Annotated in this window: 27 protein-coding genes and 1 rRNA gene; 18 read left to right on the top strand and 10 right to left on the bottom strand. The window is 46.2% G+C overall.

Features of this window, described 5'->3' with window-relative positions:
- Positions 1-35 precede the first annotated feature (35 nt).
- The 3 genes from Q7R76_06555 to Q7R76_06565 are packed head-to-tail and all read left to right on the top strand — an operon-like array spanning position 36 to position 3417.
- Positions 36-1067: a glycosyltransferase family 2 protein gene (locus tag Q7R76_06555; protein MDO8643207.1), complete on the top strand. Its 1032-nt coding sequence runs from the start codon at positions 36-38 to the stop codon at positions 1065-1067.
- A gap of 32 nt (positions 1068-1099) precedes the next feature.
- Positions 1100-1804, top strand: coding sequence for a CDP-alcohol phosphatidyltransferase family protein (locus tag Q7R76_06560; protein ID MDO8643208.1), 705 nt, complete (start codon positions 1100-1102; stop codon positions 1802-1804).
- Positions 1801-3417, top strand: coding sequence for an alkaline phosphatase family protein (locus Q7R76_06565; protein ID MDO8643209.1), 1617 nt, complete (start codon positions 1801-1803; stop codon positions 3415-3417). Before Q7R76_06560 ends, Q7R76_06565 begins: the two co-directional genes overlap by 4 nt.
- A gap of 182 nt (positions 3418-3599) precedes the next feature.
- Here Q7R76_06565 and Q7R76_06570 read toward each other — a convergent pair whose 3' ends face one another.
- Positions 3600-5177: a flippase gene (locus Q7R76_06570; GenBank protein ID MDO8643210.1), complete on the bottom strand. Its 1578-nt coding sequence runs from the start codon at positions 5175-5177 to the stop codon at positions 3600-3602.
- 120 nt (positions 5178-5297) lie between these two features.
- Between Q7R76_06570 and Q7R76_06575 the strand changes: the two genes are divergently transcribed.
- The 13 genes from Q7R76_06575 to Q7R76_06635 all read left to right on the top strand — a co-directional run bounded on the left by Q7R76_06575 (position 5298) and on the right by Q7R76_06635 (position 16155).
- The gene (locus Q7R76_06575) at positions 5298-5609 is read left to right on the top strand and encodes a CopG family transcriptional regulator (GenBank protein ID MDO8643211.1); all 312 of its coding nucleotides are present in this window, start codon (positions 5298-5300) and stop codon (positions 5607-5609) included.
- A 77-nt stretch (positions 5610-5686) separates the two neighbouring features.
- Positions 5687-6490, top strand: a complete 804-nt coding sequence (gene cysD / locus Q7R76_06580; protein MDO8643212.1) for a sulfate adenylyltransferase subunit CysD — start codon at positions 5687-5689, stop codon at positions 6488-6490.
- An 18-nt stretch (positions 6491-6508) separates the two neighbouring features.
- On the top strand, positions 6509-7339 hold the full coding sequence (locus Q7R76_06585; GenBank protein ID MDO8643213.1) for a sulfite exporter TauE/SafE family protein: 831 nt from the start codon (positions 6509-6511) through the stop codon (positions 7337-7339).
- Positions 7340-7343: 4 nt separating this feature from the next.
- Positions 7344-8570: a GTP-binding protein gene (locus Q7R76_06590; GenBank protein ID MDO8643214.1), complete on the top strand. Its 1227-nt coding sequence runs from the start codon at positions 7344-7346 to the stop codon at positions 8568-8570.
- A gap of 9 nt (positions 8571-8579) precedes the next feature.
- The gene (locus Q7R76_06595; protein MDO8643215.1) at positions 8580-9323 is read left to right on the top strand and encodes an alkaline phosphatase family protein; all 744 of its coding nucleotides are present in this window, start codon (positions 8580-8582) and stop codon (positions 9321-9323) included.
- Between the two features lie 50 nt (positions 9324-9373).
- Positions 9374-9817 carry a hypothetical protein gene (locus Q7R76_06600; GenBank protein MDO8643216.1) on the top strand — a complete coding sequence of 148 codons (444 nt, stop codon included), beginning with the start codon at positions 9374-9376 and terminating at the stop codon, positions 9815-9817.
- 41 nt (positions 9818-9858) lie between these two features.
- Positions 9859-11787 carry a DEAD/DEAH box helicase gene (locus Q7R76_06605; GenBank protein ID MDO8643217.1) on the top strand — a complete coding sequence of 643 codons (1929 nt, stop codon included), beginning with the start codon at positions 9859-9861 and terminating at the stop codon, positions 11785-11787.
- 54 nt (positions 11788-11841) lie between these two features.
- The gene (locus Q7R76_06610; GenBank protein MDO8643218.1) at positions 11842-12189 is read left to right on the top strand and encodes a hypothetical protein; all 348 of its coding nucleotides are present in this window, start codon (positions 11842-11844) and stop codon (positions 12187-12189) included.
- Complete coding sequence (locus tag Q7R76_06615; GenBank protein MDO8643219.1) at positions 12152-12715, top strand: nucleotidyltransferase domain-containing protein; 564 nt, start codon at positions 12152-12154, stop codon at positions 12713-12715. Before Q7R76_06610 ends, Q7R76_06615 begins: the two co-directional genes overlap by 38 nt.
- 97 nt (positions 12716-12812) lie before the next feature.
- The gene (locus tag Q7R76_06620; GenBank protein ID MDO8643220.1) at positions 12813-14549 is read left to right on the top strand and encodes a hypothetical protein; all 1737 of its coding nucleotides are present in this window, start codon (positions 12813-12815) and stop codon (positions 14547-14549) included.
- Between the two features lie 80 nt (positions 14550-14629).
- A complete protein-coding gene (locus Q7R76_06625; protein ID MDO8643221.1) occupies positions 14630-15184 on the top strand; it encodes a hypothetical protein in 555 nt (184 codons plus the stop codon).
- Between the two features lie 45 nt (positions 15185-15229).
- Positions 15230-15514 (top strand): zinc ribbon domain-containing protein, encoded by a 285-nt coding sequence (locus Q7R76_06630; GenBank protein MDO8643222.1) that lies wholly within the window; start codon positions 15230-15232, stop codon positions 15512-15514.
- Positions 15515-15750: 236 nt separating this feature from the next.
- Positions 15751-16155, top strand: coding sequence for a Fic family protein (locus tag Q7R76_06635; protein ID MDO8643223.1), 405 nt, complete (start codon positions 15751-15753; stop codon positions 16153-16155).
- Between the two features lie 153 nt (positions 16156-16308).
- Here the strand turns inward: Q7R76_06635 and Q7R76_06640 are convergent, their stop codons facing one another.
- The 8 genes from Q7R76_06640 to Q7R76_06675 form a co-directional block, all read right to left on the bottom strand.
- Entirely contained in the window at positions 16309-16611 is a 303-nt protein-coding gene (locus tag Q7R76_06640; GenBank protein ID MDO8643224.1) for an AbrB/MazE/SpoVT family DNA-binding domain-containing protein, read from the bottom strand.
- A gap of 1 nt (position 16612) precedes the next feature.
- Complete coding sequence (locus tag Q7R76_06645; GenBank protein ID MDO8643225.1) at positions 16613-16798, bottom strand: hypothetical protein; 186 nt, start codon at positions 16796-16798, stop codon at positions 16613-16615.
- Positions 16799-16944: 146 nt separating this feature from the next.
- A complete protein-coding gene (locus tag Q7R76_06650) occupies positions 16945-18255 on the bottom strand; it encodes a UDP-glucose/GDP-mannose dehydrogenase family protein (protein ID MDO8643226.1) in 1311 nt (436 codons plus the stop codon).
- The gene (locus tag Q7R76_06655) at positions 18252-19649 is read right to left on the bottom strand and encodes a hypothetical protein (GenBank protein ID MDO8643227.1); all 1398 of its coding nucleotides are present in this window, start codon (positions 19647-19649) and stop codon (positions 18252-18254) included. Before Q7R76_06655 ends, Q7R76_06650 begins: the two co-directional genes overlap by 4 nt.
- Entirely contained in the window at positions 19646-20308 is a 663-nt protein-coding gene (locus tag Q7R76_06660) for an HAD family phosphatase (GenBank protein ID MDO8643228.1), read from the bottom strand. Before Q7R76_06660 ends, Q7R76_06655 begins: the two co-directional genes overlap by 4 nt.
- The gene (locus tag Q7R76_06665; protein ID MDO8643229.1) at positions 20305-20934 is read right to left on the bottom strand and encodes an HDIG domain-containing protein; all 630 of its coding nucleotides are present in this window, start codon (positions 20932-20934) and stop codon (positions 20305-20307) included. Before Q7R76_06665 ends, Q7R76_06660 begins: the two co-directional genes overlap by 4 nt.
- On the bottom strand, positions 20931-22076 hold the full coding sequence (locus tag Q7R76_06670) for a GHMP kinase (GenBank protein ID MDO8643230.1): 1146 nt from the start codon (positions 22074-22076) through the stop codon (positions 20931-20933). Before Q7R76_06670 ends, Q7R76_06665 begins: the two co-directional genes overlap by 4 nt.
- 46 nt (positions 22077-22122) lie before the next feature.
- The gene (locus Q7R76_06675) at positions 22123-22827 is read right to left on the bottom strand and encodes a nucleotidyltransferase family protein (GenBank protein MDO8643231.1); all 705 of its coding nucleotides are present in this window, start codon (positions 22825-22827) and stop codon (positions 22123-22125) included.
- 83 nt (positions 22828-22910) lie between these two features.
- Between Q7R76_06675 and rrf the strand changes: the two genes are divergently transcribed.
- Positions 22911-23026, top strand: a 5S ribosomal RNA gene (gene rrf / locus Q7R76_06680).
- A gap of 68 nt (positions 23027-23094) precedes the next feature.
- Here rrf and Q7R76_06685 read toward each other — a convergent pair.
- Entirely contained in the window at positions 23095-23685 is a 591-nt protein-coding gene (locus Q7R76_06685) for a GNAT family N-acetyltransferase (protein ID MDO8643232.1), read from the bottom strand.
- A 97-nt stretch (positions 23686-23782) separates the two neighbouring features.
- Between Q7R76_06685 and Q7R76_06690 the strand changes: the two genes are divergently transcribed.
- Positions 23783-24304 carry a hypothetical protein gene (locus Q7R76_06690; protein MDO8643233.1) on the top strand — a complete coding sequence of 174 codons (522 nt, stop codon included), beginning with the start codon at positions 23783-23785 and terminating at the stop codon, positions 24302-24304.
- Positions 24305-24312: the final 8 nt, after the last annotated feature.

A 24312-nucleotide genomic window follows, 5' to 3' on the forward strand; every position in this document is an offset into this window, starting at 1 on the left:
TAAAGTTTAAAAACAAAGACCAGCGTTGACGTCGTATGAAACCAAACAACAGCTCCGCTGGCTCAAGCAGGCCGCTGGTCTCAGTTATTATTCTCAACTGGAACCAACCGGACTACACGGTTGCGTGTGTGAAGTCAGTGCTTACCCAGCAGCTTTCTGCAGGGGAGTTTGAAGTTTTTTTGGTGGACAATGGCTCCAACGACGATTCGTATCTGCGATTTAAAAAAGAATTTGGCAGCAATAAAAAGATAACGATTATTGAAACAGGGAAAAATCTTGGCTACACCGGCGGCAACAACATAGCGGCGAAACAAACGCGGGGAAAATACATTGTCATTTTGAACAATGACACTGAAGTTGAGCCGGGATGGCTTGAGGCGCTGGTTCGTGTGATACAGTCAGATGAAAAGATTGGTGCAGTGAACTCGTATGAAATTCGTGCAGGCAAAAAAGTGCCGCTGGAAACATACGCAGCATACGAATTTCCCCTGAATGTATTGCAATATGGGGTAAAAGTGTTACGGAAAAAGAAACTCGATGTTAAAAAATTGAAAAAGGGAATGCCCGTTGAAGTATCTGCTATCAAAGGATGCTCGTTTATTTACCGCAAAGAGCTTGCGCCGGTGCCGTTTGACGATGATTATTTTATTTATGCAGAGGAAACAAAGTTGTCATGGCTGCTGCGGAGCCGTGGCTACAAAATAATGCTTGCGCCGACGTCAATAGTGAACCATTACCATAACGTGGTGCGAAAATCAAACAAAGAGTTTTCAAAATTCGCCGTGTATCTCGGAGAGAGAAACCGGCTGATGAATCTCCTCACGTTTTACCAATGGGGAACTACGCTGAAGATGCTGCCACTCTTCAAACTGCAATCGTTGGCATCAAATATTATTCAATGGCGCAAAATTCCATATCGGTTTAAGGCGTATTGGTATATTATGACGCATCTGAAAATGGTGTGGAAAAAAAGAAAAGAAATCCAATCAGCGCGCAGCGTGCCTGACAAGGCACTGCTTGAGCATGCATGGCGGCTGTATCCGCGGGCTGCTGCAGAATTTGATTGATTTGATTAGAGACATGATGGTATGGTGAAACAATGTTAAGCTTTCGTGAAATAAACCAAAAACGGAAAAAGAATTACCAAGAATCGTACTTGTTCGACCTGACACGGCTCTGGTCACTGCCGTTTACGTATCTATTTTACCACACGCCGTTGACACCAAATATGATTAGTATGTTGAGCTTTGTCGTCCTGCTGGTAGCGTGTGGATTCATTGTCGTCACAACCCCGATCGCAACCATGATTGGTGGCATCCTCTGCTGGTTCAGCTGGGTGTTTGACTGTGTTGACGGCGAGATTGCGCGGCTGAAAGGGCTGTCGTCTGATTTTGGCGCATGGTTTGACGGCGCACTTGACCGGCTCGGGGATATTGTCTTGTTTGGTGCAATAACGATTAACCTCTATCAGCATTCAGCGAGTCTTATCGTCGTCATTGTCGGCCTGCTCGCAACCGTGAGCACCACGCTCTGGCGGCTGAATGCACTCTACACAAAAACAACCTTACATCTGCCGCTCACTGAAAAAGAGCCGCTGAAGCGATTCGGATTTGACACAGCGGCGATGTATGTGATTATTAGTCTCGGATTGATATTCAGCACTATCGGATTTAAAGCAGCCATTGCAGGATGGCACATTAACATCACGGCACTTTTTGCAGTTATGCTCTTTTTTGCAGTAATAATTAATGTAGTCACGTTGAAAAATATTATAACAACGTATGTGAGGCATGCGCGCCAATGAAACCGACACACGGTGCCACACAACGTGTCATTATTCTCGGCGTTGACGGCGTGCCGCACACGCAAATAAAGCGGCTGGCACAAGAAGGAAAGTTGCCGAATTTCAGGAAACTCATGAACGCGGGGCAGTTTCACCCGCTCAAAACCGAAGTGCCGCCGATTACTGCGATGGGCTGGCCAACGATTTATACTGGCGTGAATCCCGGCAGGCACGGACTCTACGATTTCGGGCCGGTTGATAAAAACGCGCTCAATGTGGTACGCTTCCACAACCCTGCTGATTGCCAGGCAGAATTTCTGTGGGAGATTCTTGAGCGCAATGGCATCAAATCAGGAGTGGTCGGCGTACCGATGAGCAGTCCGTTCCGGAACAAGCCAACCTTTGGCGAAGGTGACCACCTGCGCGGCGACTGGGTGCATTTTGACGAGTGGAAAAACAAAGACAATTTCGCGCGCGTCATCCACACCCACCCGGCATTTAATGAACGAATTTATTCGATGATGCACAACAAGTTTGACCAGCTGGAGTACGCGCTTGAGACAAAAATGCCGGCAGAAGGCGTGCAGTTTCTGGCGCTAACCGTGTATGTAATTGACCCACTCCAGCACTTCCGGTGGACCAATTTTCCGGTCGTAGAAAAAGGGTTTAAGCTTATTGATGAGCGCATGGGAAAAATTATGAAAAAACTGAAGCCGAATGACACGCTCATTGTTGTTTCAGACCATGGGATGACGCGGCTTGAAAAAATGTTCTTCACCAACAAGTGGCTTGAGCACCGCGGGTATTTGGTGCTCAAGAAAAAACAGGAAAAGAAAGCCATTGAAAAAATCGGTGAAAAAAGTTTCATTAATGTCCAGACATTTGAAAAAATTACCATGCCCATAATTAATATGTTGATTACTACGAACATGATTAAGCACATGCCAAAGTCTCTTGCTCGGCTGTATGATTATATCCGCAAAAAAGTGCTTCCCTCAAAAAAACGGGATTCCGTCGGTTGGGACAAAATACTGCCGGATGTTGACTGGAAAAAAACAAAGGCCTACAGCGTCGGCTGTGTGGGAAATATATATTTAAACATCAAAGAACGCGAAAAGTACGGCAGTGTTGCGAAAAAAGAGGCGCACAAACTCGCTGAAAAAATACGACAGGAATTGATTGCTGACGCTGAAAAAAACGAGATGAAAGCAGAGGTTCATTTCCGCGAGGAGATTTATTCAGGAAACGGGCTTGAGCATTGCCCTGATATCATTCCGTTGATTGACGGCGGCAGTGTGTTGACAACGAGTGGATATCCTCTGGCAGATACTTGGGTGCGCGCGGTTGCAGCAGAGGAGGCGCAGACCGCAACCCATGATATGTTTGGCATTTTTGGAGCGTATGGCAAGAACGTGACTGGTATTCCTGGAGAAAAAGTGTTGAGTGTTCGTGATATTACGCCGACGGTGCTTCGCTTGTTTGGACTGACGAAAGAGATCAAAGGAATGGATGGTAGAGTGCTGGACGAGTTTTTTACTAAACTAAGTACGCCAGGAACACCTGAAGCGCCTGGATCAGTTGCAGTGCGTGAAGAAGAAAAAATTACAGACGCGCTGGCAGGAATACAGTTTTAAGTGAGTTTTGAGCAGTACTGTTCTCAATGTTCTCCCCGGCAGCATTCATCAACATTCGCGCCGCAGTTCGCACATTGTCCATGGCCGTGCACCCAGATGAGTTCTGTTTTTTTGCCGCAGTACGGACAGTCCATGCTCAACCGATGGATAGAACTATTTTTTAATATTCACTTTTTTACTATTCAGTTTTTCCGTATGCGGTGCCAGAGTTGGAAGAGCTCTTCTTTTGAAACAATCCGCGCCACAAAAAGCGCGATGAAGTAGAACAGGGTTGACGAAGATACGACGATAATTGCGGTCGGCCAGAAGCTCAGCATCGTGCTCAACAGCCGGCCAACAAGGAAAATGAAACCCGCGTACAGGGTGTTGACTGCGGTGATTTTGAAAAAGAGCAGCCATGAAAATGATATATGGATGTATTTTTTGACGTACCAGCCCGATAGCACCATGAGAAGCGCAAAGTTAACGACCGTGGTGAGAACGGCACCCATCATGCCAAATGCGGGAATGAACACCAGATTGCCGATGACATCCCACACGGCAACACCCATGGTGAGTTTGGTGACGAGCAGCGGATGGCCTATACCAAGGAGTGTGGTCATGTTAAGCTGGGCAATGGTGTAAAAGATGGCGCCAAAGACGAGGAAACGCAGGGCGTTTGCAGCAGGCACATAGGCGCTGCCGAAAAAAACTTGGATGATGGTTTCAGCATAAAAGAAAATCAAAATTGCCAAGGGAAACACGGTGATGAGCGCGTACTTTTGCATGCGCGTAAGCCCGCTGTTGAGCCGCACTGTATCTTTGCGTGCCCACAGTTCAGACGCCATCGGAAAAAACACTGTGGTGAGCGTGGTGGTGATTCTCCAGAGCATTTTTGAAATCGGCAGGGCGATGTTGTACAAGCCGACCTGTGCAAGGCTGAAATATGCCAGCACAAGCGTATCGGAATAGCCGAGGATAATGCCCGCGCCTTCACCGAGAATTAAGGGTAGGCCAAACAAGAATATTTTTTTGCAGAGTGATGGGGAGAGCTCCATTTTTGCAGCGAGAACCTTGGGTGTGTGGCGAAGTTTACGCAACAGCAACGGAAGATATACGCCGAGCGGAAGCACAAGATACGCAACAAGATATGCAATCATCGGCGCAGAAACACCAAAACCATACGGCAAAAGAAGCGCGGTGAGAATGAGGATGGTAGTTATTTTCAGAAAGTCAACAAGGGAATAGAGCGTGTGAAACTGAAATCCTTGGAACGTCGGCTTGAACATGGAATGCAGCGAATGAATCATGAAGCCGATGGAGTAAATAATGAGCGGTGCATACGCAGCTTGAGTATGGAAATAATGAGTTGAAAGAAATGAGCCGAGGAGAATCACGACAAGGCCAATGAGAATTGAAAGCGCGACCTGGACGAGCAGCACAAAAAAAAATGCACCTTTTATTTTTCCGTACTCTTTTGAAACGACAAATGACGCGATAAATTTGCTCAACGCTGGCCGGAGGCCAAATTCATTTGCCACGAGGAGCACACCAAAGAGAGAGAAGATTGCATAGACCAGTCCAAAGTCGTTAGGTGAGAGGGCGCGTGCAAGCAGCACTTGGAGGAGATACCCCGAAAATGAGGCAAGAATGCCCATGACAAAAAGAACTGATGCACCATGCACCATGCGGCGCGTATAGTTGTGCTCTGTAGTGTGCCCTGTTTTTTTAGCACTGTTTTTTTTGATTGATTTAATTTGGTTAGTTGATTTTCGAGGCATACAATCCGCAGACTGTGGCCGTTTAATAAAGTTGTATATTCTTGAGCAGCACAATATTTATAAATAAACAGAGGGCGTAATGACACCTAATTACATTTAATTAACTTTGGGGTGTCAATGATGGCAAAAGAAAAAGACGAAAAAAATACAGCAAACGGCGAAACTGAAAGCACGCACAATTACAGCACCATTTCTCTTCCCAAGCCGCTGGTTGAAAAAATAAAAAAACGATGTGAAGGCACTGGCTTTAATTCAGTCAGCAGTTATGTCACCTATGTCCTGCGCCAGCTTATTTCAAACATGGAACAAAAAGAGCCGGCAAATCCCCGGCCAGCGAACCCCGAATACCGAGCGCCGGCAAAAGAGGCCTTTTCAAAAGATGACGAAGAAAAAGTCAAGGAGCGCCTCAAGGCATTAGGGTATATACAATAAATAAGTAGATGATACAATAAATAGGTAGATGAATAGAATAAGTAAATGGACAGAATAGATAATATCGGTGACATGACATGGACTACCTCGACGAACTGGAAAACAAAAGCGTGTACATAATTAGAGAAGCATACAAACAGTATCGAAAACTGGGCATGCTCTGGTCCATTGGCAAAGATTCTACCACACTCCTTTGGCTCTGCAGAAAAGCATTCTTTGGAAAAATTCCGTTCCCTGTCATGCACATTGACACGACATTTAAATTTCCTGAAATGTACACCTTTCGCGACCATTGGGCACAGCAATGGGGGCTGAAACTAATTGTTGAAAAAAATGAGGATGCTGTTGCCCGCGGCATCGGCTATGCAACGCATGACGCATTCACCTGCTGCCACGAACTGAAAACCATCGCGCTCCAAAAAGCAATTGCGAAACACAAATTCGAAGCACTCCTCGTCGGCATCCGGCGGGACGAACACGGCATCCGCGCCAAAGAGCGATATTTCTCGCCGAGAAATGAGGAATTTAAGTGGGACTACAAAAACCAGCCGGCAGAACTCTGGGATCAATTCAAAAATAAAGCAGAGCACGGCAACCATCTCCGTGTTCACCCACTACTGCACTGGACAGAGCTGGACATCTGGAAATATATCGAACGCGAAGGCATTCCGATTAACGAATTATATTTTGCAAAAGAAGGAAAACGCTATCGCAGTCTCGGCTGCATGCCAATTACCAAACCGATTATCTCAACAGCAGCGACGGTTCAAGAAATTATCCACGAGCTTGAAACAACTAACACGCCGGAACGTGCCGGCAGGGCGCAAGACAAAGAACAAGCATACACCATGCAAAAACTCCGCGCGTTAGGATATATGTAATAGATGTAGGCTACAACTATGGAACCATTTTTTTCACTGATCATCATTGGCTTCGTCGCGCTTGTTATGGAAATGGTCGACGCAGGCATGGGTATGGGCTACGGCACGATACTCACGCCGGTTGCGATCGCCGCAGGATACGAACCAGCGATGATAGTGCCGGTTATTCTGTTGTCACAAGCAGTCGGCGGCTTCACCGCGTCACTGTTTCATCACCGGCTGGGAAATGTCAATTTCAAGCCCAAGACCGCAAACCCGAAAAGAATTGCCAAGGCGCTCCGAAAGCTGGGAGTTGTTGAATCATTCAAGCAGGGATTTACCCATGAATTCAAGGGCACGCTCATGCTCACGCTTCTCGGCGTGCTCGCGACATTTGGTGGGGCAGTCATCGCGACAAAACTGCCGGGCACAGCGCTGAAAGTATATATTGGCGCACTGGTGCTGGCAATGGGACTGTTACTCATCTTCAAGAAAAAGCCGTGGGTTTTTTCGTGGAAAAAAATGCTCGGCATCGGTGTACTCGCGTCGTTTAACAAGGGCGCGACCGGCGGCGGTTTTGGGCCACTGGCCACGGGCGGCCAAGTGGTCATTGGCAACGACCACAAAAAAGCAATTGGCAGCACCACGCTCGCTGAAGCACCTATATGTCTCACCGCGTTCCTCACCTATATCGGCCTTCAAGGAATTCCGAATGTGCCGCTCCTCATCGCCGCATGCGTCGGCGCCATGCTCGGCGCGCCGCTCGGTGCTCTGTGCACAAAAAAACTGAATGAAACAAAGATGAAAAAGAGTATTGCAGTTGCTATGGTACTGCTCGGCCTCTGGACGCTGCTGAAACTCGTGTGGTGAAACAATGCAAAACATCATGAACATCGTCATCGTCGGCCATGTGGACCACGGCAAGTCAACACTTATTGGCAGACTATTTTATGATACCGACTCACTGCCAGTTGGGGTGATTGAGGAGATCAGAAAGACCTGCGAAATGCTCGGCAGAGACATGGAATTTGCGTATCTCCTTGACAGCCTGTCAGAAGAGCGCGAACAAAACATCACGATTGACACCACTCAAAGCTTTTTCAAAACCGCGAAGCGAAAGTATGCTATCATTGACGCGCCGGGGCACAAGGAATTCCTGCGCAACATGATTACCGGCGCAGCGCAGGCAGATGCCGGCGTGCTGATTGTTTCAGCAGAAGAGGGCGTGCAGGAACAGTCAAAGCGCCACGCCTATCTATTGTCGCTGCTTGGACTCAAGCAAGTTATCGTCGTCATCAACAAGATGGACAAATTTGAATACGGCCAAACACGGTTTGACGAGCTAAAAAATGAGATGAGCGTTTTTTTAGCAAAGCTCGGCATGGCGCCGCAGCAAGTCATCCCCATCTCGGCGCGCGAAGGCGACAATGTCGCGCAAAAATCAAAGAATATGCCATGGTATCAGGGCGCAACCGTGCTTGAAGCGCTTGACGGCTTTGTCGCCAAAGACGAAGAAACACAAAAACCACTCCGCCTGCCGGTGCAGGATGTGTACAAAATTGACGACAAGCGCATTCTTGTTGGCCGCGTGGAAAGCGGCACCATTTCAACGGGCGATGCAATCGTGTTCCTGCCATCAGGCAAGGCCACCATGGTGAAATCAGTTGAATCATTTTTGAAAAACACAACAACCGCGTACCGCGGCGAATGCATCGGCATTACCACCACTGACCCGCTCTTTGTCGAGCGCGGCGAAATTGCCATCAAACAAACAGAGCAGAAACTCGTGCCCACAACAACGCTGAATGCTGTCGTGTTTTGGATGGCGCGCAAGCCTGTGATGTGCAACCAAAAAATACTTCTCCGCTGTGCAACACAAGAAGTGTCGTGTGTCATTGAGCGAATTCACAAACGAATTGATTCATCAAATGTCACGGTGATTGAAGAAAATGCTGTACAGCTCAATGAAACAGAAGTGGGAGAAGTTACTATTATAACAACTGCGCCGATTGTCGTTGAAAACCGCACTGAAGGCGAAGAACTCGGCCGATTTGTGCTGGTCGCGGACAATGATGTAGCCGGCGGCGGACTCGTTTCGTAGGTGATTATCATGGTGTATGTTATTCTTGGTTATGATGCACTTGAACATGAGTGTGTGATGAAATTTAAAAATAAAACTCTTATGCAGGAGCGCTTCGGCACAACAAACCTTGATGGTTTTTCAGAACCGCGCACTATGGTTATTTGGTCATCTTTTCTTGCAGGAAAAAATCTGGAAAAGGAAATTCTTGCCGGAGACTTATGGAGTTTTAAATTGAAATTCGAAGACACCTTTTTTTCACAGTTCAAAAGCCACGCCGCCATCGACGTGCCCGGTTACACATACGATGATGATGACCATGCGCTGAATCGGAAGCTTATGAAAGAGACCATGGAAAAAACGTGCAGCATTGAGGACTATGACAAGCAATGCTTTGACCACCACAAAAAAGTCAAACAGCAGTTTTTTTCTGCATTGGATACTGCATGTAAAAATAAGCAGGAAGGAAAAGAACACACCGAAATGGTCATGGGCTATTTTGCGTTGCCGGACACCGTTGGACATATCAGTTTCGGCGTTGAGCCGAAGATGCGGCTCGTCTATGATGAGATGGAGCGGATTACCAAAGAGGTTTCATCAAGAAAAGAAGTTGACACCATTCTGATTATTTCAGACCATGGCATGTATCCGATTGGACGGTTTGGTGACCATTCACGCTACGGATTTTGGTCGCTGAATAAAGACGTCGACGTGGGCACGCCGAATCCAGTTGACTTTCGTGAAATTATTCTGAAGATGTGTGGAAAAAAATGAGTGATGGGCACTATAAATATTTATAAGATCGATAGATACTCTCGAATGACATGCCCTCCTTGTACCTCGTGCATACAACGATATCACCAACATTCTTGAATCAACGCGAAACGCGGCACGCACCTGCATGGAACAGCCATGGAGCGTTTGTGAGAAAAATAAGGGATCAGTGTCCTGATGCGCACCTTCCGTATCTTGCACTGTTTGCGCATGGTAATGGTATAATTCCGGATTGTGTTGAAGCAGGAAGTATGGTCTACGCCAACGGAGGCGTAGTGGTGCCGATCATCGATCAATCGGTAAAGATAAATGAATCTGGAAGTATTACGCTTGATGATTTTATTAAAACGTGTATTGAAGGACAGCCGATTCCATCGCTCGTAACCACGCCGCGCATCGGCGGCATTGTCGAATTCTCGCCAACAGAGTTGTATCCGGCAGTGATGGAGCGGCTGGCGGAGCGATATGAGATACGACGAATAACCATCGAATAAAAACCCAAACCCTTAAATACCCTTTATTCTCATACAAATCTATGGAATACAAAGGCAAGATTTTAGACAAGTTTCAGGAAGACGCGATTGCCGCCATTGAAAAAAACCATTCTGTTGTTGTGTCAGCGCCAACCGGCTCGGGCAAGACGCTGATTGCCGATTACATCATCAACACGGACCATGCTCGTGGCATCCGTGTTGTGTACACCGCTCCCATCAAAGCTCTTTCAAACCAAAAGTACAAAGAATTCTGCGCTGATTACGGCGAGAAAAATGTGGGCATGCTCACCGGCGATGTGGTCAAAAATCCTGACGCGCCGATTCTGATTATGACCACGGAAATTTACCGGAACATGGCCATCATCCGCGACCCGATGCTTGACAATGTCTCGTATGTGGTGTTTGATGAGATTCACTACATCAATGACATTGAGCGCGGCTATGTGTGGGAAGAGTCGGTTATTTTTTCACCGCCGGAAGTGCGGTTTGTCTGCCTGTCCGCAACGATTCCAAACGCCGACGAATTTGCGCAGTGGATTGAATCTATCAGCAAGCATCCGGTGAAAGTTATTCGCCATGAGCACCGCAGCGTTCCGTTGGAGAAAAAGTTTTTTGATGTTGAGTTGGGCGTCACCACATTGGAACACATTCGCGATGTCAAGGATGTGCCTGATTACAAGCACGTATTTGGCAAGCAGCGGAATCGCCGCGAGCGTGTGCCCGGACCTTCACACGTTGACTTGGTGAGTGAACTGCTGGAAAAGGAACAAGTGCCGTGCTTTTTTTTCGTGTTCTCCCGTAAGAAAACCCAGGAGTGGGCGCACGAATTATCAAAAAAAAATTGGTTCAAAATTAACCCGGATATCATCCACCGCATTCGCGTAAAGCTTGAGAATGTGTCGCCGGAAGTAAAAAATCTTGAGTCAACACGGCTTCTTCGCCATGTCCTGCCGATGGGCATCGGCTTCCACCACGCTGGCCTGATTCCAATACAAAAAGAGCTGGTTGAAGAATTGTTTGGCGATGGTTTGCTGAAAATTCTGTACACCACCGAGACATTCGCCGTCGGCATCAACATGCCGGCAAAGACCGTCTGTTTTGAATCGCTGCGCAAGTTTGACGGCATCCAGTTCCGGCTGTTGAACTCCAAGGAATATTTCCAGATTGCCGGCCGCGCAGGGCGGCGAGGCATTGACAAGGAGGGATTTGCATATGCTATGGTTGACCGCCGTGAATTTGATTATGCTGCACTCAAGCGGATTACACTGGTTGATACTGAACCAATTAAATCACAGTTCCGGCTCTCCATCAACACCACGCTGAATTTGATTAAGCGCCACTCGCCGCAGGAAATCGACCTGATACTCTGCAAGAATTTTTACACCTACCAAAAATATAAACAAAATTTTGACACGACGCATAAAGGCGTTGTCCACCACACGTTTGGCAACCTCAAAAAAAAGCTGGAGAAACTAGGGTATGTTGATGGAAACACGCTCACTGAGAAAGGCGATTTTGGCGCAAACATTTACTCGGAAGAAATTTTGACCACTGAAATATTTTCAACGTCGTTCTACCCGCGGCTTGATGAGTATCAGACGTTATTGATGGTTGCCTCAATTTGCTATGAGCACCGCGAGCGCACCCAATTCCGCCAACTCTATCCGTCTCCGCCGTATCAGGACCTTATGCACAAAATCAATACCGATCCGTATTTATCAAAAGAAAAACGTTTTGGCCACCTAAAAGAATTAACCGCGTTTGTGCATCCCTGCTACCACGGCGACACAATTTTTGACATTCTTTTAAATACGAATTTGCAGGAAGGCGATTTAATTCGGCTGTTCCGCCAGATGATGGACCGCATGAACCAAATCAAAATGGCAACCCGCGATATGCAGCTGCGCGACCGCATGGAAAACTGCCAGCGCATGGTTATTGCGTGCCTGAAGGATATTGATGCGGTTTAGATAACGATAATAACCGAAAAGTTTAAATAGTTCTTTGTAGTTATTAGTGTTAACATGGCTGAAAAAGAAGTTATTCAAAAGAATTTTGAGGAATATTGGGAGATAGCAGAGTATTCAATGAGTAAGGGAAAATACAACGCGGCAGTCATTCTCTATTACAAAGCGCTGGTTGAGATATGCGATCGTGAGCTTCTGAAAGCAGTACACAAAATTGGCGCAAACCACACCGAACGATTCGCCTTGTTAGAAAAAAATGCCCCGGAGCTGTACGGTATCGCGTCACGATTGTTTCGCTTCTATCGCGATTCATACAACAAGGAGATAACGGAGACCGTGGCAAAACTCGTTAAAAATGAGGTGGAACATGCTCAAAGAATTAGCACCACTGTTCAAAAAAATTGAGCGGTGGATGGTACACGAGAAGGCATTAGATGTTATCCTCTTTGGCTCTGCTGCCCGCGGAAAAATGCAGCCGCAGGACATTGACCTCTGCATTTTGATATCAGATACCGATGAAGAAAAAAGCATCGAATTAGTTGATTCATTGGGGAAAATAACAGAAAAAGATGTTAAAACACATATCACGATTCTCACTGCAACAGCGTTGGTGAAAGGAAACACGCTGACCAGAACGCTCTTGAGTGAAGGGGTTAGCATTAAACACAAAACAGATTTTTCCCGCAGAGGGGGATATGAGAAAAAGACATTGTTTGTCTATTCGCTTAAACACTTTTCCGCATCACAACGTGTCCGCTTTCATTATCTGCTCAGGGGAAGATATGGTATGCGAGGCATACTTGCTGAGGTTGAAGGAAAACTTATGGGCACCGGCACGATGGCTGTGCCAACCGAAAAAGAAGACATCCTGAAAGAGGTTTTTGACCAGTGGAAGGTACCGTACACGATGCACCGAGTACTCTGGAGTTAATAATGATAACCATCAAGTTCATTTAGAAGTTAAAAGTTAGCACCATTAACCAGAGCCACTGAAAGGTTTAAATACAGCCCGAATTTCCCAGCAATCAATGACTCTATTCCGAAACGCTTTACTCGCCGGCCTTTTAGCTATTGTACCCGGTTGCTTAGATTTGCCAAAATGGCATGACGCACCACGAGATGCAGGAACATCAGAAAAATATGACGCAGATAAAAAGGAGGATGTGTACCAGCCAAGAGACGCCTATCAGTTCGCAGATGGAGTGCAAGAGAGCGGAACAGACGCAACACCACCTGCACAAGACGCAGGCACCGTGCCAAAATACGACGCAGAAAAAAAAGAAGATGTACACCAACTACAGGACATCGAACACCAAGCGGATATCCAGCTGGATACAGGTCAAGAAGAACATGACGCACGAACACTGGAAGATGTCGTGAGTGACGCTCGCATATCTTTACCTGATTCTGAAGGAGATGTGTATGATGCTGGCCCAGCAGATATGGGCACACCGGATGTTAGAATAGTACCTGAATGCGTTATTACCGGAAATCTTGAACCATTTTATACTGGACTTATAGAAACAGCAGGTCGTGGAGAATGTAAAATTGGGGAACGATTATGTATTGATAATAATGGCCGACCAACGTATGTTACGGTAACGCCGGAAGTAACTCCTTTACCTGAAAGTTGTAATAATAAAGATGATGATTGTGATGGTAACATTGATAACGGGTATGATGTTGGTGCAGCATGTGAAGTCGGACAAGGCATCTGCCATTCTCAAAGAACAAAAGAATGTGCACCTAATGGATTAGAAACACGATGCAACGCACCAGTGATTCAGCCGCAGGATGAAATATGTGATAATGGTATTGATGAAAATTGTGATGGTGAAATAGATGATCAAGTGATATGTAGAAGGTTAATAGCGTATATTTGTAAGGAAAATGATAATAAGGATGTTTGTCTTATAACAATTGAGGGCAATGATAAAATAAATATTACCCAAGGAGGAACTAATTGGAACGGTATTCAGGGTGATGGCAGCCTGGGGTACACCATTCCTGTTTCTTGGTCTCCGAACAGAAGAAAAATTGCGTTTATTTCTGCAGAACAAAATGGGGTTGTTTTGTATGATATTGTTAATGAAACAGGAGAAAGAGTAGACAATACCCAAGATGTTTCACAGATTCTGTATTCACCAACAACCGGAACAAAAATGGTGTACAAAACAAATGATAATCATCTGGGGATTTTAGATTTAGAGACTGGAGAAAAGAGAATTATGACAGTTGGAGTAACACCAGCATGGTTTCCGAACGAACAAAGTTTTGTGTATGGTGCAGCAAACTCGTTAGATAGAATCTATTTAGATGGAAGAGTTCAGACGATTTTTAATGATGTTGGCACCATGCCGGATGTTTCATCTAACGGGGAAAATGTTTTGTTTATTAATCACACCAGAAACGGAGTATACGGCATACAGAATGGATATGTAGAAACCGGAGAGGTACGTGGAGAACGGGAGGAAAATAATCTTCTTCCACGATGGTTTACTGATAATCAGCGGTTCGTTTTTGGTTCAAATGGTGAAGTTTTTTTTAAAACAATGGAAGTAGGTGATACAACAAACCTCACCAACAACCCTGCACGGGATGAAATGCCCGCAGTCTCCCCCGATGGAGCATACGTCGTATTCGTCACCGACCGTAATGGCACCAAAGATTTGTACAAAGTAGAAGTAGCAACCGGTATCCAAACCCGCCTCACCGACGACCCGGGCGACGAAGAAGCACCAGTGTTTGCGCCGGCGCACCAATAAAGAATTCTTTGAGGGATATAGAAAAGCTTATATATAAGTTATCTATTGTGAAGTGGTGACACTTAAGTTTGGTGTTGATTATGGGTAAAACAAGTTATGTTGTTGGCGGAATAATCTTTCTTATAGCAGCAAGCATATTAGTGTTTGCTATTCCTTTTCCTTATAGTGCAGTTGAAGCATACACTGTACAAGAACCTTATACAGCTACAGAAACTTATCTTGATTGGGAACCGTATATGGATAAAGAATATTACACTGAGGAAGTACCTTATACAGACAAAGAGCATTATACTGATCAAGTCCCTTACACAGACGAAGATTGCCGTAAAGAACTTCCGACAAGTACTGGTGAATTAGTTGTGAGGGGAATAACTGCCTTGTTTAGTGGCGATGAAAATGCTCTTTATCGAGAAGAATGTCAAAGCGTTTTAAAATATAAAACACAACAGAAAGAAAGAGATGTTCTGAAATATAGAACAGAACAAAAAACAAAAGATGTTTTGAAGTACAGACAAGTGCCCAAACAGAGAGAAATAACAAAGCATAGAAACGTACAAAAAGAAAGATCAGTTACTAAGCAAGCTACCGTGTATAATAAATGGGCTGGAAATGTTCAATATTATTACGCTGCTTAATCCAATTAGTAAAATTTTAATACTTAAAAAGATTAGGAGGAGAATATGGGACTCGGTTCATGGATAGCAGGCTTGGGTGTTACAGCTGGAGTATTTTTTGGAATTATCGGTTTGATGTTGTTAATGATCCCATTAATTGGTTGGTTATTTGCCGTTCCATTCTTTGCTGTTGGTATAGCTGCAATAATTGCAGGACTCACTGGAGGAGCTACTGCAGGAGTAGCAAAGAAAGTTTACCATTCAACGAATTCAACCGCATATTGCGAACAATGTGGCAATCAGGTGAATAAGTCAGCTAAATATTGCGGGGAATGTGGGGAGAAGGTATAAAGATGACCAAAGTGTGTTGTAGCTGTGATAGTGAGCTAAAAGAAGGAGACGAATATGTGTGTAAACGTTGCCGAAAGTATGTGTGTGAAAAGTGTGTAAGAGAAACTGGGCGGAATAATTATTGCAGGGATTGTTATTAAACCCCCAGCGACGAAGAAGCACCCATCTTCGCGCCGATACAGAGATAAGCGTAAAAACCGAATTATTTAAATAGGCTGATTCTTTAGAAAGAGAATATGGTCAAATTGATATACCCCAGCGCTGAAAGAATTGTTGAATATAATCTTCTCGTACTTGCGTTGGTTAAAGTTAAAAAAGCAGATAAAGGCCAAGTATTAGATATGGCTGGAATTAGAAGAATAGTGAGCGAGTGTGAAGAAAAAGAAGGAGATCTGTATGATAAAGCAGTGGTTTTAGTAAAGGGTTTGGTTAAAAAACATCCGTTTGCGAGTGGCAATAGAAGAACAGCGTTCATTGTGACAAAAGAGTTTATAGCAATAAACAAAGGAACGTGGGGAATTAAGGATGAACCCTCCTCTGCAACAATTATGCGAGGGATTCGGGAAGGATATTATTCAGACGAAGAAATAAAGGAGTGGATTAACTATGGCAAAATCAGAGAATTTAGACGATACCATTAGATTGAAGATCGTACGGGAAGAACTTGAACGGTTTAACAAGTTAGTACACGGAAATGAAAAATTATTAAGAGCGATTGGAGAACTTTGAAGACCAAACCAGTTTCACCTCCGGCAACGAAGAAGCGCCCGTGTTTGCGCCAATCCAGAGATAAATTAAGCCGGCACCATTTTAATTCCGTCTTTATCAGGAATCAGAATTAATTCTTCGTTGTTTTTTAGCTTATATTTTTCTGCAAGCTCTTTGGGAATGCGCACGCCGAGGCTCATGCCCCATTTTGAAATTTTGACGTGATACTTTTTGAGAGTGCGGTAGATGGTGGCGACCTCGTGGAGCTGTTCCATATTCACGATGCCTTCACCACAGCGTGCGCAGTGAAAATAGCGGTACGGAATATTGTCTGGCGTGAATGTTCGCCGTTCTTTCATTATTCCGCCGCAGTCATGGCATTTTTTCATGTTAGTTTCCTTGTTCTATAGTGAAAATGACGAGTTTGGTGCTGATAATCTGCCCAACACAGATAATAGTTCGCTTTCCTTGACTGATAAATTTAACTCCATGTTTGCCGTATCGTTCAACACGCCCTTTATAGAGTGTATCTTGAATAAGATCAGGATCTATTCCGCGTTGAATTGCGCGATCCAATACATGCCATCGAAGTTCAAGAGTATAACGGGAAATGTCCATGACTGGACTCCCGCAACGAGAGATAGTAAATGATATCTTTTGATATATAAATGTTTGTAGTTAGAGAGTATACAGTTCATAGAAAAGAGCGCATGATTTTTTATCTATCTCCCAACCCCCACATACTTAAATCCCTTCTCCTTCATCGTGGTTGGTTCCCACACATTTCTGCCGTCAACAACACAGTGCTGTTTCATCATCTGTTTCATCTTCTCAAAGTCCGGTTCTCTAAATTCATCCCATTCAGTCATCTCAACCAGGCAGTCAGCGCCGGAAAGCGCGTCATATGGGTCAGTTCCATATCGTATTTTGTCGCCGTATATTTTTTTGACATGTTCCATGGCTTCAGGGTCAAAGACAGAAACAGAAGCGCCTTCTTTCAAGAGTTGGTCAATCAAAACAAGTGATGGCGCTTCACGAATATCATCTGTTTTCGGCTTAAACGCCAATCCCCATACTGCAATTTTTTTGCCGCGTACATCGCCAACGAGTTCCTTAATCTTCGGCAATAAGCTTTGTTTTTGCTCCTCATTCACCGCATCAACTGCCTTCAATAATTTGAAATCAACATCGTGCGAACGCGCCATATCAATAATGCCACGCACGTCTTTCGGAAAACACGAGCCACCGTAGCCCGCACCGGCCTGCAAAAACCGTGAACCAATGCGGGTATCCAGCCCCATGCCGCGGGCAACTTCTTTGACATCAGCCCCGACCTTCTCGCACAGCCGTGAAATCTCATTCATAAAAGAAATACGCGTAGCTAACATGGCGTTTGACGCATATTTTATCATCTCTGCGGTTGGAATGTCAGTAAAAATAATCGGTTTCCCCACCCGCTCAATGGCGGAATACAGCTGTTTCATAAGCTCACGTGCAGTATCAGAATCAGAGCCAATAACAACGCGGTCGGGGTTTTGGAAATCATGCACCGCTGCGCCTTCGCGTAAAAATTCTGGATTGGAAACAACATCAAACGAATAGGAAGAGCCCATGTCTTTTTGTTTTTCTTGAATGAGCTTTTTAACTCGTGCAGCCGTGCCCACTGGTACTGTGCTTTTATTCACAACAACCTTGTATTCGTTGATATAGACTCCAATGTCAGCAGCAACCGCATCCACAAACCGCAGGTCAACACTGCCGTCAAGATTTGACGGCGTTCCAACCGCAACAAAAATAACGTCGCCGTGCTCAATGGCCTGCTGTTTATTTGTGGTGAATACCAGACGGTTCTTCTGGACATTGGCAAGGACCAAATCCTTCAGCCCAGGCTCGTAGATAGGAATCACACCGGAATTCAGTTTCGCAATTTTGTCAGCGTCAATATCTAAACACACAACATCGTTGCCGAAGTTTGCCAAGCACGCTCCCGAAACCAGTCCAACGTAGCCCGTGCCGATAATTGTAATTTTCATTCGTGCACCATGCTGTTTTTAACAAAGTCACTGCCCATGTTCATTAAATATTCTGCTTGTTCTTTCGTCCGCGCCTCGGTGAAGATGCGGAATTCAGGAGCGTTCTGGGACGGCCGGAATAATATCCATGCGTTGTTTTTGAACAGCACCTTGACGCCGTCCATGGTTTCAACACCGGCAACATGGTCGTCAAATTTGGCAATAAACTCGTGCTGGCAACGCTCTAAAATCGACTCATTCAATGAAGATGCACAATCAAATTTATCTTTGAGCTGATGGTACACTGGTACGTCCTTGCGCACCTCGTGCAGCGGGCGGTGGCGAAGCCAGTTGAGCACTTCTATCGTCGGTATGCCGCCATCTCGGCTAAAATGATACTCACCAAAAATACTGCCGCCGTTACTTTCAAAGCCGAAACATTTGGTGCCTTCAGAAAGAAGCTGTTTCATCTGGGAAACAACATACGGCGCGCCAACTTTGGTGCGGAAAACTTCTTTGTTCAGGCAGTCAATAACTGAGGAAACATTAATCGGTGTGACAATCGCTTCAAAGGAAGGGTTGCGTGCAATGAGCGTGCAGATAACATCCGGCACAATAAGTGTGCCGTCTTTTTGATAGAAAACAACACGGTCGCCGTCGCCGTCATACACTACCCCGACATCGGCGTTGTGTTCCTTGAGCGCTGCGGCAAGTTCTGGATGGCCTGTTAGTTTTTCCGTGTCAACGGCGATAAAACCAGTAGCAGGAGGCAGTTCATGCACCGTCGCTCCGAGCAACCGGAGAACGCCGGGGATAACAAACGATTGGCAACTGTTTCGTGCATCAACCACAACGGTCAACCCGTTGAATGGCCGCTGTTTGGTGTGGGTGATTTTGACTGCGTGCTTGCGCAGCAATTCAGTGTACAGCGAGTTTGCATCTGATGATTCAGCCACTGCATTTGCTCGCACCAGAGGGGTAATATGTTCAAGCTCGGCATAGATTTTTTCAAGTGCCGTCTCGTCATCTTTTAATATCTCGCCAGATGGTAAGAAAAATTTAATCCCATTCATGTGTTCAGGAATGTGGCTGCCGGTAATCATGATGCCGCCGGCACATTTTTTTTCCTTGACATAGTACGCAATCGCGGGTGTTGGCGTAATTCCCTGAAACGAAACATCACATCCTTCGTCGGTAATGGCTTGTATCACGGCGTCCTTGATGTGCGGACTGCTCGGCCGCAGGTCCATGCCGATAGCAAAAACGCCTTTGCGCGACTGCGGCGCTGCGTAGGCGAGAAAGGCGCGCGTGATGGCATAACAGAAACTATCAGTCAGAGAGATATAATCCTGTGCCGAAGTTGATTCTGCATAGCCACGAATACCTGATGTCCCGAATAATTTTGTTTGTTTCATAGGCGTTCAATAACCTCAGGCGTTATTTCGGAAAATGAGCCGGCAATCAGGTCGGCATGTTGGAGCTCTTCTGCAGTGTTGCGTGAATTGAGGATGGCAATGCATTTCATGCCGGCGCTTTTTGCCGCGGTGATGCCGGTCTTTGAGTCTTCAATAACCACACAGTGATACGGATCTTCTTCCAGCAGGTGGGCAATTTTGAGGTACACTTCAGGATGTGGTTTTCCAACTTTGACGCCTTCGCCGCCGATGATGACATTGAATTTGTCGTCGATATTCAGCGTGGAAAGAACCGCATTGACGGCAACCATGCTCGTGGTGCTACCCAAACCGAGCTTGTACCCGCCGGTGGAAAGCTGGTGGATGAGTGCAACAACGCCATTCCGTGGCTGAATCGTGCCGCGCATCATGTCGCCGGCAAGATGGTCTTTTTTCATGATGAGGAGCTCACGGAATTGCACATCTTCTTTTGAGAGGTGGTTGAATTCTTCGAGCACAAGCCGCGTGCTGACGAGCCCGTGCTTGCCGCATATTTTTGAAAAATAATAAGTTCGGTCAATCGGTATGCCGATGGCTGTGTAGGTTTTAATCCATGCATCGCAGTGGAAGTCTTCGCTTTCCACAATGACGCCGTCCATGTCAAAGATGACTGTTTTCATGGGATCATGTCCTTTAATTTTTCTGGTGGAAAATCAATGTGCGCAAAAAGTTCTTGTTCAACTTGTTTTGCTTTTTCGATTTCATGCGTCCATTTCGGCAGGATTTTTGAAAGCCTTGCTTTTTTCCGTTCGTAGGCCTCTGCAGCGCGCTCATCGATGGTGACAATCGTGTCAATAAATACGCGCCAGTCGCTGTACCATTTTATTTTTTCTTCGATGGACATGCGCGCAGTGTCGTGCTCACCGTTTGCATCTTTGGTGCCACGAATGATAGCTGCCAATTCAGGATAGTTGGTATGCAGGATTTCGTACGCAATGGCGTCTTCGTGCATGCCAGCGTATTTTTTGCGGAGCTGAGCGTGCATCGCAATCTGTGCAGGAGTTGGATAAAAATTGAGTGTAGGATTTGGCGTGCTGATGTTTTCAAAGACGACTGCTTTCATCAAATCATGCAGGAGGCAGGCGCGTGAAACCAATTCAACGTTGACTGCCATTCCTTTTTTTTTGAGTTCCTGCGCCAAAAACGTGCCGACCTCGCACACTTTTTTGCAGTGGCTGAAAATGTTTGACGGCACGGCGTACGTTTCAAAGAGCGCAAGCGCTTCAGCATGCGTTGGCAGATTCATTGGTTCGCCTGCTCAAACGATTCTGTGTGGTGAAAAACATGGCCTTTGTCCATAATGGTATAGTCGACATAGTTGAATTCTTCCATTGCTTCACTGCGCATTTTTGCAAGATTTTCTGGATTGGGTGAAAAGACAAGCACGCTACCGCCGCCTGCGCCGAGTGGAAACGTGGTGCAATTGTGGCGTTCTGCCATGGCCTGTAATTTTTTGTGCGACTCGACCATGTAGCTGGCGCAGAGCTGGACACGGATATTTCTATATTCGTTAATCGCGTCAACCATGGCATGCCAGTGCTTGTTGCGCAGCGCTTCGCGAAAATTATACGCGAGCTCGCATTTTTTCTTGTGGAGCTTGAATCCATTTACTTTGCGCAGTTCGTCGTGCCATTTGGCGTTGGTGTCGGCGCTGTACCGTTCGTGGGTAAAATAAATGTCCATTCTGCTGCGCACGTCTGCGTAGTCCTCGGGCTTGAGCAGTTCTTGTCTGATGGAGGTGCCGTAGAAGTTGTCCTGCCCGGGAATGCCCCACGGAAACCAGACATAGTCGCGAATGCCGCCGAACACCGCAGCGGATTGTTCCTGCGTGCCCGTGATGCTGACGCCGAGATCATGCTCAATCATTGAGGCCATGCCGATGATTTGATGATTGGTAAATCGGTTGCCAGTCAGCTTGTTGGCAAGCAAACAAACACCGACCGTAACGGCCGCACTGCCGCCGAGTCCTGCAGATTTTAATTCCGGGCGCTCGTTTTTTACGATGAATTTCACGCCGTCGAGATTGAATGTGTCCATGATGCGCAGCAGCCAGTTTTCTCTCGTCGGAGGAATGGCGTCTTTGTTGTAGATGTAACTAAATCCAAAATCAATACTCTCAACACCCAGCTTGCCCAACTCGATGGGCACCGCAGTAATTTCCGTGCCAACAGAAATGGAAATGCCAACGGTGCGTGGAAACGTGTTGCTCCATTCCATTTTCGGATCGGCATGCGGATTTGCAGGAATATCAGTAAGGTGCCAAAATGATTGCTGGAACATACGCAGGTCAAGGCTGGAGCCCGGCCCGTCGATTCTGTTGAATACTTTGATGCTGGGCAGTTTCCCTTCTTCCTTTGCTTTGGTGAGTATTGTATGGATGTGATTCATCGTAAACCCCCACTATGCCGACGAGCGACTACCGAACGCCGAATGCCTAACAAATGTCTTCCCATTCTTTAATCGCTTTTTCATAGCGTTCCATGGTGCCGGTGTCAAACCATTGGCCGTCCGATACAAACCCAAATAGTTTTCCTTCGCCCGCAAGTTTTGGAAACACACTTTTTTCGAGCATGCAAAAGCCCGGGCTGATGTACTTCAGTACGTCGGGCTCCATAATGTAAAACCCCGAGCTGATGAGATTGCTCGGCGCTTGTTCGCGGGCTGGCTTTTCAACAAACTCAAGGATGCGTTCTCCTTCAAAGCGCGCAACGCCGTACTGGCTGGGGTCTTCGACACGCACCAGCGCGATGGTGACAAGCGCGTTATTTTTTTTGTGGAGCGCGAGCATTTTTTGAATGTCGATTTTTTTCAGCTCATCGCCGTTGGAGCAGATGAATGTTTCGGTGAGCAGGTGCTTGCCGAGCAGCAGCGGGCCGCCGGTGCCCACCGGCTCGGTCTCTTCAATATAATCCAACGCAATGCCGAGCTTTTCGCCGTTTTGAAAGTGCGCACGAATTTTGTCCCGCATGTGGCCGACTGCCAGCGTGACATTGGTGACGCCGTGCTTTTTAAGCAGGTCAATAAGGTGCTCGGTTAATGGCCTGCCATGTACCGGAATAAGCGCTTTTGGAATCTCGTAGGTTATAGGCCGGAGACGGGTTCCAAGGCCCCCTGCAAGGATGACTGCTCGGTTGATCATTTGACCACGGTGGTACCAAGGGGTATTTAAATTTAATGAGCTCAAAAACACAACTTTTAAATACCCCCTCGTTGTTGTTCATCTTGAACGGCCATAGGGGCGTGGTCCTACCCGGTCCCATTCCGAACCCGGCAGTCAAGAACGCCTCCGTTTCCGGTTGTACTGCACTCCGTGCGGGAACCCGGGAAAGCTGTTCACCTTTTTTTCTAAAACAACAAAAAGAAGTGTACCAAAATGATACTGAATAGTTAAAAATAATTAAAAAAATTATTCTGGACGGTCAGGAATTCTCAACGGCAAGCGTGCTGTATTTTCGTAATACATGACGCTTAGATTTCCTGAATGAGGCATTCCTGCAGGAACACCGGGCTTGTAGAAACGTGAATCCTTCACAAAGCCAAGTTGAGCCATAGACCGGAGCTCAGGGAAGCGTGTTTCTGTTGCATCTTCGCTCACCAGAAAATCAACACCGCGACGCTCCATACGTGTAGCAAGTGCTTCCACCAATGCAAGGCCGTATCCTTGACGCCTGAATTCTGGCTCGATGCCGATGCGGATAACTTCGGCAACGGTTTTCGCCTCATATCGTTGAGGCTCTGTTGGAGCCGATTGGCGATCGTGCACTGCAAGAACGCGGTAATCAAGAAATCCGATGCTTCCTGTTTTCGTGTCTGACTGTGGTGAAACGTCGGAAAACACGCGGCGCTCTGAAGCAGAAACAACCGAACCAACAATCAGGCGTTCAGCGTGGATTATTATATCAGAACTCCACATCTCGGCGAAGTCTTGGCTTAGCTGTTCTTTTACCCAACCAATATAGTTGACTCGAACAATACCTTCTGATTCACTGGTAACCATGAGCAAAACCTCCGAACGACGGAATTATACGGTGATTTATAAGATTTTGCCTTTTTGGGCGATAGGTTTAAAAGCAAGGCCTTTTCGGAGTGGTTGCATGCTCGCTGAGAAGTTGAACAAGAGAAAAAGAAAAACAGCACTGTATGGAGCCATAGCACTCATCGGCATGGGCGCTATTAGGGGAATAGACCGCACTACGCCGTATGGCCAGAATCCCGAGCCAGCAGCCAACCGAGTGTGTTCAGTGCCGAATTATACGGTCGATGATATTCTTGAAGGTGTGCCAATTGAAAAAGCGGTTGGTGTTGGTGACTATCTTGATTTGAGAAGAACACACGCAGATATGGTGGTGTTCATGCACGATAATAGCCCCAGTTCGGTTGGGCTTGCACGCGTGGTGCAGAAGCTTGTTGCTGCATTTCCCCAAGCGTATTTTGTTGCGTATGAATCAGCCCGTGATTTCAATGATGAAGGCCAAAACATTGTGCTGCCGGCACTGGTGGTGTACCGTGATGCAGAACAGCGCAGAACCTATCAGGCGTATGCTGTACGCGAACGAAACATTGATGCAGCCGTTGCCAGAATTACTGAAGATGTTCAGCGAGTGTTTGCCCAGTAAGACAGATT

The sequence above is a fragment of the Candidatus Woesearchaeota archaeon genome (assembly GCA_030651375.1).
Lineage (GTDB): Archaea > Nanobdellota > Nanobdellia > Woesearchaeales > UBA12501 > JAUSFM01.